We start from the raw sequence: 12,457 nt of genomic DNA, 5'->3' as shown, positions 1-12,457 counted from the left end.
CCGGGGTTCGTCAGCAATCTGAACCGGCCTGATGGGCCGGTTTCTTCATTCTCAAGTTCCGAAGAAGCGTTACGCGCTCTTCAGGGCCTTGATGCGGGCGCTCAGACGGCTCTTCTGGCGAGCAATCTTGTTCTTGGCGAACACGCCCTTGTTAACCATGCTGTCCATAATCGGCTGAGCCTTCTGGAAAGCCGCTTGTGCTTCCTCTGGCTTGCCGGCCTCAATGCTGGCCTGGACCTTCTTGATGTAAGTGCGCGCCATGGAACGCAGGCTGGCATTGTGCTTGCGGTTCTTCTCGTTCTGACGTGCGCGCTTCTTGGCTTGCGGGGTATTTGCCACCGTATAACTCCTGAGATCTGTGAAATCCGAAATTCGTGTGAAACGATTCGTAAAAATCGCGGGCGCGCCAAAACCAGCGCGTCGAAATAAATGACGCGGAACTATGCCGCCAACGCCCTAAAATGTCAAGGCTCAACGCTATTTCATCCCGGTATCTCCGGCCCCTGTGGTAAACTCGCCGCTCATCGCCTGAGAGTCCCGTGAAGGCCCTAGGGAATTACCGAAATATGGCCTGCTACATCCCGGGTGCATCCAGTAAATACTGAACCATTGTCCAGGCCAAGAATGTCGTCCGAACCTGAGCAGACAGAAGCACCAAAGGCTTTACCCAAACCGCCAGGGCTGTTGAGGTCATCTGGAGTCGTTGGCTCAATGACGATGCTGTCGCGAGTTCTCGGTTTGGTCCGGGATATGGTGATTGCGCGTTATTTTGGTGCCGGGGCCGGCGCCGACGCGTTCTTTGTCGCTTTCAAAATCCCCAACTTTCTCCGCCGCCTATTTGCCGAAGGTGCGTTCGCTCAGGCCTTCGTACCGGTGCTTTCCTCGTATCGGCAGCAGGAATCGGTCACCGAAGTCCGGCGTTTGGTCAACGCGGTTGCAGGCGTCCTTGGGTTGGTGCTGTTGGGCGTGACGGCAGTCGCCATGCTGGGGGCGCCGCTGCTGACTGCGGTATTCGCACCGGGTTTTCTGGATGACGACCTCAAGTTCGGCCTGGCCAGCGATATGCTGCGTATTACCTTCCCGTATTTGTTACTGGTCTCCTTGACGGCGTTTGCAGGCAGTATTCTCAATAGCTACGACCGCTTTGCCGTTCCCGCGTTTACGCCAGTGTTGCTCAATCTGGCGATGATCAGCGCGGCCATATTTCTCTCGCCCCTGATGGAAACGCCTGTCATCGCTTTGGCTTGGGGGGTGTTTATCGCCGGGGCGTTGCAATTGTTCTTCCAGTTGCCCTTTCTGATGCAGTTGGGGTTGATGCCGCGGCCAAGAGTGGATTACAGGCACGAAGGGGTCCGTCGAATCATGAAGTTGATGGTGCCTGCGTTGTTCGGGGTCTCCGTCAGCCAGATCAACCTGCTTCTGGACACGGTTCTCGCGTCGTTTCTGCAGACCGGCAGTGTGTCTTGGCTCTACTACTCGGATCGCCTGTCGGAGTTACCCCTGGGCGTATTCGGTATCGCCATTGCCACGGTGATTCTTCCCAGTCTGTCCCGCAAACACGCAGCGGAATCGGCGGACCAGTTCGCCGCAACTCTGGATTGGGCTGTGCGGGCGGTACTGCTTATAGGTTTGCCTGCCGCGTTGGCGCTGGCCCTGCTGGCTGAACCATTGATTGCCACGCTGTTCCACTACGGAGAAGTTACCGATCGCGACGTCACCATGGCGGCCCAAAGCCTGCGCGCATACTCCGCCGGGCTGCTGGCCTTCATGTTGATCAAGGTGCTGGCGCCGGGGTATTTCGCGCGGCAAGACACCAAGACGCCGGTCAAAATCGGCATTATCGCAATGGTGGCCAACATGGTTTTTAACCTGGCGCTGATTTTCCCACTGGCACATGCGGGGCTGGCGCTGGCAACTTCGCTCTCTGCGTGGTTGAACACGGCGCTCTTGTGGCGCGGCCTTATCCGTGAGGGCGCTTGGAAATGGCAGCCGGGGTGGACCCGCTTCCTGGTTCAGATCGGACTTGCCAATGCGGCTCTGGCTGCGGTCATCCTCTGGCTACAACCGCCGGTTGGCCAGTGGCTGACGGCCAGTGGGCTCCAGCGGGCCACGGATATGGGTATTCTCGTAGTCTCGGGCGTTGCGGTGTACTTTATTGTGTTGGCAATGACCGGGGTTCGGGTAAGACATTTTCGCCACAGGTAGGTTATAATCGCGCGTTTTCTCACCAGTGAAACCATACACCACTGGCAAACAAGGGTTCGCTTTACATGCGTCTGATCCGGGGCCTGACTAACCTGAAAAGCCTTTCGCAGCAGGACGAAGCGCCGCTCGCGAACGGGTGCGTCGCCACCATCGGGAATTTTGACGGGGTGCACCTTGGGCACCAGACCATCATCGACCAGGTTCATGAAAAAGCACTGGAGCTCGGCGTGCCTTCCGTGGTGATGGTATTTGAGCCCCAACCCCGTGAGTTCTTTCAGGGCTCTGAAGCTCCACCACGGTTGATGCCGTTCCGGCAGAAATTCGAATCGCTGCTGGCGTCTGGCATCGATTTCGTACTGTGCCTGCGTTTTAACGAGCGGTTCCGGAGCTACTCCGGTATGGGCTTTATTGAAGACGTTTTGATGGATGGCCTGGGTGTTCGCCATCTTGTGGTAGGGGACGACTTTCGTTTCGGTTGCGACAGGGCCGGCGATTTTTCGCTGCTGCGGGAAGTGGGTGAGCAACGCGGCTTCACGGTGGAGAACACCCGTACAGTGACGGTGCATGGCGAGCGTGTCAGCAGCACCCGAATTCGAGGTGTGCTTTCGGAGAACCGGATCAACGACGCCGAGGATTTATTGGGGCACCCTTATCGCATTCGAGGGCGAATCGTTTATGGCCGCCAGTTGGGGCGGCAGATTGGCGCACCAACGGCGAACATTCTGTTGCCTCATATGCCTGCGCTGAAAGGGGTCTACGTGGTAAGCGCGACCCTCGAGAATGGCCGTGTTCTGGACGGTGTAGCCAACATCGGTCTGCGCCCAACAGTAGACGGTAAGCAGCCGTCCCTGGAAGTGCACCTGTTTGACTTTGCTGGCACACTTTACGGCCAGCGTCTTGATGTGGTTTTCCGCCATGCCCTGCGGGACGAAGTGAAATTCGACTCGGTGGAGGACCTCAAGGAGCAGATTGCCCGTGACTTTGACGATGCGCGGGCGTGGATTGCAGGCCATGGCTCCTTAGCCACCGGACATTGACCGACATTTAACAACCTGAGCTACGCACCTTTACCATGAGCGACTACAAGCACACCCTGAATCTGCCTGAAACTGCCTTTCCCATGCGCGGTAACCTGGCCAAGCGCGAGCCGGACATGCTCCAGCGCTGGCAGGATCTGGACGTATACGGCAATCTGCGCAAGCAGCGCGAGGGACGGGAAAAGTTCATCCTCCATGATGGCCCTCCCTACGCCAATGGCAGCATTCATATCGGTCATGCGGTCAATAAAATCCTCAAGGATATGATCGTCAAATCCCGCAGCTTCATGGGTTTCGACGCGCCTTATGTGCCGGGATGGGACTGCCATGGCTTACCGATTGAACACAAGGTGGAGCAGGAGATTGGCAAGGCGGGTGTGAAGGTGGATTACAAGACCTTCCGTCAGGCGTGTCGTGATTACGCGACCAAGCAGATTGCTGGCCAGAAGGCTGATTTCATTCGTCTTGGAGTGATGGGTGAATGGGAAAAGCCTTACCTGACCATGGATCCGAAGGTCGAGGCGGGCATCGTGCGTGCGTTGGGCAAAATAGTTGCCAAAGGCCACCTCGTGCGCGGGTTCAAACCGGTGTATTGGAGCGTGGTCGGTCAGTCTGCGCTGGCGGAAGCCGAAGTTGAATACCAGGACAAGACGTCGGTGCAGATCGATGTGCGATTCACGGTCGTCGATCAGGCGCGGGTGCTCGACCTGTTTGGCACCGACAAAGGTGCGGGTGATGTGTCGGTTGTTATCTGGACCACCACGCCCTGGACCATTCCGGCAAACCAGGCGGTTTCGCTGCACGCCGAGCTGGAATACGCTCTGGTACAGACCGATACCGGACACGGACCGGAGCGGATGATCCTCGCAGCGGACATGGTGGATGGCATCATGTCGCGTTGGGGTGTTGAGAACTATGAGGTGCTGGCGACTGTACCGGGCGCCACGCTGGAAAAGCTGGATCTGCATCATCCGGTGTATGACAAGCAGGTGCCACTGATTCTGGGCGACCACGTGTCAACCGATGCTGGTACCGGCGCCGTCCATACGGCCCCGGATCACGGGATGGAAGACTTTGAAGTGGGCAAGGCCTACGGCATTGATACCATCAGCCTGGTCAAGGCCGATGGAACCTATGCCCAGGCCGCCGGTGAGTTTGCCGGGGTGCATGTGTACAAGGCGGACGACCCCGTGTGTTCCGCTTTGGAGCGTGAGGGCAAGCTGGTTCGGGCAGAGAAGTTCAGCCATAGCTACCCCCACTGCTGGCGTACCAAGACACCGCTTATCTACCGCGCTACCCCCCAGTGGTTTATCAGCATGGACAAGGAAAGCCTCCGTGACGACGCACTGGAAGCCATCAAGGGCGTGCGCTGGGTGCCTGCCTGGGGCCAGAACCGCATCGAGGCCATGTTCAGGCAGTCCCCGGACTGGTGTATCTCACGACAGCGCACATGGGGTGTGCCGATCACACTGTTTATCCACAAAGAAACACAGGAACTGCATCCGGATACCCAGAATCTGATTGAGGCGGCAGCGAAGGAAATCGAAAAGGGCGGTATTGACGCCTGGTACGACATGGATACCACCGAGCTGCTGGGCGGTGATGCCGACCAGTATGAAAAGGTGATGGATACCCTGGACGTCTGGTTTGATTCCGGAGTAACCCACGAATCCGTGCTGCGTCCTCGCACCGAACTGGGTCAGTTTCCGGCGGATATGTACCTGGAAGGCTCTGACCAGCATCGTGGCTGGTTCCAGTCGTCCCTGAAAACCTCCATCGCGATGAACGGCGTGGCACCGTATAAGCAGGTGCTGACCCATGGCTTCACCGTCGATGGTAAGGGCCGCAAGATGTCCAAGTCCCTGGGCAACGTAATTGCGCCCCAGGAAGTGATGAACGAGCTGGGTGCCGATATCCTGCGTCTCTGGGTGTCCGCCACCGACTACAGCGGTGAAATGACGGTCTCCAAGGACATTCTCAAGCAGACCGCGGACGGTTACCGTCGTATCCGGAATACCGCCCGCTTCCTGCTCAGCAACCTCACCGGTTTCGATCCTGAGCAGCACGCCGTAGCACCGGAGGATATGATAGCCCTGGACCGCTGGATGGTCGACAAGGCCCTGCAGCTGCAGAAGGAACTGCATGAGGATTACCAGAATTACGCGTTCCTGCGTATCTACCAGAAGGTGTACAACTTCTGCGAGGCCACGCTGGGCGGGTTCTATCTGGATATTATCAAGGATCGGCAATACACCACCCAGGCTGACAGCCGCGAGCGTCGCTCCTGCCAGACAGCCCTGTTCCATGTGGCCGAAGCCTTGGTGCGTTGGATTGCGCCGATTTTGAGCTTCACTGCTGATGAGATCTGGCAGCACCTGCCTGGTAAGCGTGGCGATACTGTGTTCTACGAAACCTGGTATGAAGGCCTGACGGCGCTGCCAGACAACGCCGAACTGGGCCGTGACTACTGGAGCCGCATTTTCAGCGTTAAAGAAGCGGTAAATAAGTGCCTGGAGGAGGTTCGTGGCCGGGGAGAGATAAAGGGTTCCCTGAGTGCGGAAGTAACGCTTTATTGCGAAGGCGACCTTGCCAAGGATCTGCAGTACCTTGGTGAAGAGTTGCGCTTTGTGCTGATTACCTCTGAAGCCACCGTAGCACCGATCTCTGATGCCAATGGGGCGGAATCGACATCCCACGAGGGGTTACTGGTGAAAGTAAACCCGGCCGGACACGCCAAGTGTGAGCGCTGCTGGCATCATCGGGCCGATGTCGGTCAGAGCGAACAGTACAGCGATCTGTGTGGTCGTTGTGTGACCAACGTAGAAGGGCAGGGCGAGTCCCGCTCGTTTGCCTGATGGAAGCCGCCTTGTGGAAAGCGTAATGAACAATACGGAAGAAACCGGCTCCAAGCTCCGCTGGCTTTGGCTGGCGGTGCTCGTTATCGTGCTGGACCTTGGGAGCAAGGCCCTGGCGACGGCCATGCTGACCTATGGCAATCCGGTACCGGTAATGCCATTGTTCAATCTGACCTTGCTGCACAACACCGGCGCGGCGTTTAGCTTTCTGGCCGGCGCCGCCGGCTGGCAACGCTGGTTTTTTGTGTCCCTGGCGCTGGTGGTCAGCGTGGTGCTGGTTGTATGGCTGAAATCCCTGCGGCGTCATGAAACCTGGTCGGCGATTGCCATCGTATTAATCCTCGGTGGGGCGCTGGGTAACGTTTACGACCGTGTTGTTCATGGCTACGTGGTCGACTTCCTGCATTTTTACTGGAACGACTACCATTTCCCTGCCTTTAACATCGCCGATACGGCCATCACCATTGGTGCCGGCATGATGATTCTGGATATTTTCCGCAAGCCCCGGGAACCGGATGCGGACAACAGGAGCGACAATCGCTGATGAAAGAACTTCCCGTAGATCAGGGCACACGCGTTACGCTTCATTTTGCGTTGAAGTTCAGTGACGGTGAGGTCATTGATTCCACTTTCGAGAAAGAGCCGGCAACGCTGGAAATTGGTGACGAGAACCTGCCAGAAAATTTTGAAGCCTACCTGATGGGTATGACGGCGGGCGACCGAAATAGCTTCGAAGTACCTCCTGAAAAGGCCTTTGGGCAGCATAATCCGAGTAACGTGCAAACGTTCAAGCGGAGTGAGTTCAGCGCGGACATGGTGCTTGAAAAGGGGGTTATGATCTCGTTCGCGGACGCGCGTCAGAGTGAGTTGCCGGGCGTCGTTAGCCGTGTGGAAGGGGATCAGGTTGAGGTAGACTTTAATCACCCTCTGGCGGGGCGTACACTGACATTCGAAGTGGAAATTATTGATGTGGAGCCTGTTGGCCGGGCCCATTAACCGCATTTCGGTCTTCCCACAGGCTTCCGCAAACTTGTTTGATATCTCAGGGCAATTCTATGCAAATCCGACTCGCTAATCCTCGTGGCTTCTGTGCCGGTGTTGACCGCGCTATCGAAATAGTGAACCGTGCCCTGGATGTTTTTGGTGCGCCCATCTACGTGCGCCATGAAGTGGTGCATAACAAGTTCGTGGTGGACAACCTGCGCAATCGCGGCGCCATCTTTGTGGACGAGCTGGAAGAGGTGCCGGACGATAAACTGGTGATCTTCAGCGCCCACGGTGTGTCCCAGGCGGTGCAAAATGAAGCCGCGCGCCGGGGGTTGAAGGTGTTCGACGCAACCTGTCCGCTGGTGACCAAGGTTCACCTCGAAGTGATGAAGTACAGCCGCGATGGGCGCGAATGTATCCTCATTGGCCATCATGGCCACCCGGAAGTGGAAGGGACCATGGGACAGTACGACCATGGTAATGGCGGTGATATCTATCTGGTTGAAGACGAGAAAGACGTTGCTGAGTTGTCGGTAAAAGATCCGTCCAAGCTGTCCTATGTTACTCAAACCACGCTTTCCATGGACGATACTGCCCGAGTTATCGACGCTTTACGAGAAAAGTTTCCAGAAATCCAGGGCCCTCGCAAGAACGATATCTGCTACGCCACGCAGAACCGTCAGGATGCTGTGAAGCAGTTGGCCGGTGACTGTGACCTGATGCTGGTAGTGGGGTCGCCGAACAGCTCCAACTCCAATCGTTTGCGGGAGTTGGCGGAGCGCATGGGAACGCCTGCGTATCTGATAGACGAAGCGTCACAGATTGACCCGCAATGGTTGGAAGAAAAGACTTCGATCGGCGTAACGGCTGGCGCATCGGCACCGGAGGTGTTAGTGAATGATGTTATCGCCAGGTTAAGGGATCTCGGCGGTAATGTGCCCGAGGAAGTCTCGGGGCGTGAGGAAAGTATTGTTTTCTCGATGCCTAAAGAATTGCGAATCGATGCCATCGAAGTCTGATTGTGATGGCATCGTTCGTGTCGTATTCGTTTACCAGCACCCTGCTGCCTGGTCTGCGCCGCGATTGCCCTGCTCATCCAGCGTAAGAGTTCCACAATCATCGTTTGTCTGAGGTCCGGTTGGAACTGCCTGTAAGGTAAACGCATTCCGGGCTACGTTCCCCACAAAGCTGATATCGTAGAACGCGTCTCCGTTCTGCGGCGACTGATCGAATGGCAAAATAGGATTATTACCCCCATCGCGATAATCAAAACCGTTGGAGTATCGACGCTCCATCCATTGGGTGAGTTCTAGCAGGTCCGCCTGCGCAGTTGTTCGTCGGGTTTGCTCCATCTGGCTCTGATAAAGAGGAAGTGCTATTGCTGCGATGATGGCAATGATCGCGACCGCAATCATCATCTCGATCAACGTAAAACCTGAGTTCGAGTGAGTCTTCAAAATCGTTATCCCTCTTAGTTTACTAGTGGTCGCTATTCCCGCCTGGTCAGTTCAGGACTTCTACTTTTTGTACCAGACGAGCACCAGTTTGTTGATCTGTGACGCCTCCGAGCTCCAGTTTGAGACGATCACCCTCTACGAGCCTCTGGACGACTTGTTCCCGGGACCATGAGGCACCGTTGAAGGTAATGACACGTTCCAGCACGAACGAATTATCATCAACAATCAGTATGAAAGAGTCGGGATGGACAGAATTCACCGTTCCCTCAAAAGACACGGTTCTGAGGGATATAGGATTGCCGTCGACAACCGCATCATCCGCTTGAGCGGATGATGCCAGAAATCCACTTGAAATAGCTGTAAGAGCGAATACGGCGATGACAAGAGCTCTGTGTAATTGAAACGGTAGTAAGCGAGTAATCATAGTATTTTCCTGCTACTCAAATAAAAAATAGAAACACTACTCTAGGGGGGGAGGCAGCTTCTTAACGAAGCTGCTCCCAAGTCTGTCGTCCAATGCTTGAGTCCAGAGATCGGGCGCAGAGTCCGTCTTCGCAGGGGTCACCCGGTGAGAGCTTGTCTGGATCCAGACCAGGTATCACCACTTCCGCATCGCCATCTCCGGTTGCAATTGTGCGGTTTTCTCCTCCGTAACCGACCTGAATACCGCTTGGGGCATAGCCGCCCACGATATCACCCGTGTTGAAAGTGCTATCGCTGTTCAGGTCGAAGACGGGAGTCTCGGATGGAACGCCGGTTGTTAACTTCAGATCCATAATAAATCCGGTACGTCCACTTCCACAGGGGTCATCGTCAGGGATGACGGTTGTGAATCGAACCCGGTCCGGGTTAACCCCAAACGGGAAGGTAGCACGGCTGATAACGCGCTCCCCCTGCTTGTTCGAGTTATAGACAAGGTCCAGATACCATCCGTCCTGATCTGTTAACTGGTTGCTGGAGGTCTCTCGTACTGTATAGCTGTTAGTGCCGTTACCAGATTCTCTGTTGACAACAACATCCTCCTGCTTAGTGATCGTCTGTTGCACCAGGTCAGTTCGCTCCAGCCCAGATGCATTCAGATTGTCTTTTATGGCGTAAAGCGTCTGGACGTCGTAGTCGCCCTCATCACCATTTCGCAGGAAGCTACCAGTACCAAATGCTACTACGAGTTCGTCATTATTGTTGGGGTTGAGTGCTACCCGGGGCGCAACCGTAATCGGCTGACTGAAGCCCGCAGGACTCTCAGCGGTGAACACTTTGGTAGCGTTCCAGCCGTTAATGTTCCCCGTCAGGTCGAATCGCCAAAGGTTACCTAACAGATCGCCCCCATAGGCATAGCGGGTAATCGCATCCGTTTCCGGAAAACTGGTGATCGTTGCAGAGGCGAGGCCATTAGCATTTGCAGCATTACCGACACCGGTTTGTAGTTCTTTAATGAGATTGCCGGTTTCCATATCAACAACAAACAGGCTGGACTGATCGCTGGCGCCATTGTAGCCGTTGCCAAAAATGGCGACCCAGGTCCCGTTGGTGAGCCGGGATATCTGCGGATCAGTGACGCCGTACCCGAGGTTGGCGTGTTGGAATTCCCAAAGTACGTCGTCTGCTGGTGAAAACGATCCCGGTTCTGTAATGTCAAGAGCAAATACGGTTCTTCCACCTTTACCCATGGTTCCGAGAAGAATCGTGCGCCACTCTTTGTCACCGTCTCCGTCTTTATCAATGTAGGCATCCTGCACTCGGGGAGTGCCATCCATGAAATATCGATGAGTGTAATTGGGCTGCATCAACTCTGAGATGCGGGCGTAGGTGTTTGAGCCCGAGGGGAGCAGCAACTCTGATGGGATATACCCAAAGAGCTCTTTACCGGTTTCGCCATCAAAGGCATGTAGTATACCGTCGTTGGCAGGTACATAAAGAGCATCGATCCGAGTCTGATACGAAGAGTCTGAGCGGAACGCCCCATAGTCGGAACCTTCGTCACCGCCAAGGCGCGCAAAGCCGTAGTTGGTCTTGCCAACAAACTGCGGGTTGGCGTTGATAACGTCACCCAGGGGCCTGACAACTGTGTTGCCCCCAGCGTCCTGTCCTTCACGATTTCTCAACGTTGCGTGCGCGTCTTTGTCGCCATGAAGCCAGGCAAGCCGGTTACGGCCGAGGTCATCCTGCGTGGCATTGAGCGTGGGGTCGGCGTTCAGCGCATCACGTTGGGCGGCTGAAAGGTTGGACAGTGAACCCGCTGATGAAAACTCCAGTTCAACACCGCTGCTTCCGTTATGGGTAATCAGTTTTCGGTCTGTCGGAAGCGTTTGTCGCAGAATTTCTTCGGCGTCCCAGAGCTCTTTGCCTTGGTCGAAGCTAAACCCTGACAAAGTGCCGGACCAGTCTTCACTGCGGAAGCCAGCAAAGAATCCCAAGGAGTCGGCCCGTAACACTGCGGAACTGACAGCAGCCGAAGAAGCAGATGTCTGGGACCGGGCGATTACGTCGCCAAGGAAGCTCTTGATCTCGTCGGCGAATTCTTTCGGGTTCTGTGCGCTGGCATAACCTCCTCGACCATTGATCGCCGCATGGAGAAGGTCATCAATGTTGGCAGGGCTTCGGTTTGAACCAGGTTCGGGCCAATTGATGGTGATGTTATTGTCTGGGTCAAGTGCAGCAAGTGCGTCGGCTTCTTTAATGGCACCGGTTACCCCCAAGCCAATCGTGAAGGTTGTCATGTGCTGCCAGAAAGCCGGGTCAGTTGATGTGACTGGGACTTTGTTACCGAGGTCTGTTCGCAGGTCGTTTTTCCAATATTCCATGGCTACATCGGCCAGAGTGTTGGAGTGTCCATCGGTAAAGGGCGACACGGCCGTATAGTTGAAATCGGAGCCATCGGGATCTGGGTTGGTGTAGGACGGTCCCGGCGTATTGTCGACATTTCCGACAGAGGGGCTGCTTCCGTTCCAGATACCATCGGTCATGATAAGGGAGAAACTTTGGCGGCATTCAATATGTGCGGTACTGTCATTGGTGCCAGGAATTTCTCCCCATGGGCCCCGATTGTCAGTACGGGAATAGTACTTGCCGACATCTTTAAGGGCCGTTCTCAACGGCGTGCCGCCATTAACGTTTTTGTTGTGCAGCCAGGTCAGAAATTGCTCACGGCGAGCTTCGGTGTATGGTCGAACGCCACTGACCAGGGTGTCGGTGTTGTTTTCGCCGTCGATGGTATTGTTGTTGACGTTAATGGCGCCATAGCCAACCCGAATATTGTCTGGAAGGTCAAAGAAGGCTTCCGTAATGCCGGATTTGGCCGCCAAGGTCCGCGTGCTGTAATAGGAAAACCAGTTTGCATAATTTTGTTTGATGTCGGCGGAGGCACTGTTCAACAAAACGGGGGTATAACAGTCGTCTTGTCGGGGATTGCTATCGCAGCTCGTGGACGAGTTGAACTGCATGTAAAAGCCTTCCTCAATGCTACCGATGCTGTCGAAGCGAATATATTCACTCAGATCATCTGCACCATCGGACTGATCAAATCCGTTTACCCAGGCATTGGTGTAACTCGAATTCGGATAACGAGAGCTACCATCCGGTTTGAAGGGTGGCTGGTAGGTTATCGTCGGGTCGTAATAGACTTTGTTTACCCGACTGGAGTAGTAGTATCGATTGCCACTATTACCACTAAGATTGTCTGGCATGTAACGCCACGCCATGGATCCGGAATCGTCATAGACAAACACCAGGTTTGAATCGACAGATTCCTTCAGGAACAGTGGTACCTGAGCCAAGTTGACCTGTGCCATGGCGGATTGCATGGTGCAGATTGAGAACACAAGGCTGGCGCTGAAAATGCCCAGCTTTGAGTAACTTGAGCGCTTGTGCGATGCTGTCTTGAACGTTTTCATGGCAAACTCTCCAGTTGGAGTCA

10 protein-coding genes are annotated in these 12,457 nt (G+C 55.2%); 6 read left to right on the top strand and 4 right to left on the bottom strand.

The features are described from left to right. Positions 1 to 69 precede the first annotated feature (69 nt). Entirely contained in the window at positions 70 to 339 is a 270-nt protein-coding gene (rpsT, locus tag B2590_RS16480) for a 30S ribosomal protein S20 (protein ID WP_041335394.1), read from the bottom strand. A 285-nt stretch (positions 340 to 624) separates the two neighbouring features. On the opposite strand from rpsT, the gene murJ reads away from it, so the two are divergent. From murJ to ispH, 6 genes are all read left to right on the top strand, one after another. Beyond that, positions 625 to 2,205: a murein biosynthesis integral membrane protein MurJ gene (gene murJ / locus B2590_RS16475; RefSeq protein WP_286809923.1), complete on the top strand. Its 1,581-nt coding sequence runs from the start codon at positions 625 to 627 to the stop codon at positions 2,203 to 2,205. Positions 2,206 to 2,270: 65 nt separating this feature from the next. Then, positions 2,271 to 3,242, top strand: a complete 972-nt coding sequence (gene ribF, locus B2590_RS16470; RefSeq protein ID WP_286809924.1) for a bifunctional riboflavin kinase/FAD synthetase — start codon at positions 2,271 to 2,273, stop codon at positions 3,240 to 3,242. 35 nt (positions 3,243 to 3,277) lie between these two features. Next, positions 3,278 to 6,097 (top strand): isoleucine--tRNA ligase, encoded by a 2,820-nt coding sequence (gene ileS / locus B2590_RS16465; protein ID WP_286809925.1) that lies wholly within the window; start codon positions 3,278 to 3,280, stop codon positions 6,095 to 6,097. A 25-nt stretch (positions 6,098 to 6,122) separates the two neighbouring features. Further along, complete coding sequence (gene lspA / locus B2590_RS16460; protein WP_286809926.1) at positions 6,123 to 6,641, top strand: signal peptidase II; 519 nt, start codon at positions 6,123 to 6,125, stop codon at positions 6,639 to 6,641. After that, positions 6,641 to 7,093: an FKBP-type peptidyl-prolyl cis-trans isomerase gene (fkpB, locus tag B2590_RS16455; RefSeq protein WP_286809927.1), complete on the top strand. Its 453-nt coding sequence runs from the start codon at positions 6,641 to 6,643 to the stop codon at positions 7,091 to 7,093. The genes lspA and fkpB overlap by 1 nt, the downstream gene beginning before the upstream one ends. A 59-nt stretch (positions 7,094 to 7,152) precedes the next feature. After that, on the top strand, positions 7,153 to 8,103 hold the full coding sequence (gene ispH, locus B2590_RS16450) for a 4-hydroxy-3-methylbut-2-enyl diphosphate reductase (protein ID WP_286809928.1): 951 nt from the start codon (positions 7,153 to 7,155) through the stop codon (positions 8,101 to 8,103). Between the two features lie 30 nt (positions 8,104 to 8,133). Here ispH and B2590_RS16445 read toward each other — a convergent pair whose 3' ends face one another. The 3 genes from B2590_RS16445 to B2590_RS16435 all read right to left on the bottom strand — a co-directional run bounded on the left by B2590_RS16445 (position 8,134) and on the right by B2590_RS16435 (position 12,434). After that, positions 8,134 to 8,541, bottom strand: coding sequence for a type IV pilin protein (locus tag B2590_RS16445; RefSeq protein ID WP_286809929.1), 408 nt, complete (start codon positions 8,539 to 8,541; stop codon positions 8,134 to 8,136). 46 nt (positions 8,542 to 8,587) lie between these two features. Further along, positions 8,588 to 8,965, bottom strand: coding sequence for a hypothetical protein (locus B2590_RS16440; RefSeq protein ID WP_199448968.1), 378 nt, complete (start codon positions 8,963 to 8,965; stop codon positions 8,588 to 8,590). A 61-nt stretch (positions 8,966 to 9,026) separates the two neighbouring features. Further along, positions 9,027 to 12,434 (bottom strand): pilus assembly protein, encoded by a 3,408-nt coding sequence (locus tag B2590_RS16435; protein ID WP_286848002.1) that lies wholly within the window; start codon positions 12,432 to 12,434, stop codon positions 9,027 to 9,029. Positions 12,435 to 12,457: the final 23 nt, after the last annotated feature.

The organism is Marinobacter sp. UBA3604 (assembly GCF_002375325.1).
GTDB classification, from domain to species: domain Bacteria; phylum Pseudomonadota; class Gammaproteobacteria; order Pseudomonadales; family Oleiphilaceae; genus Marinobacter; species Marinobacter salarius.
This window is presented reverse-complemented; position numbering and strand designations above follow the sequence as displayed.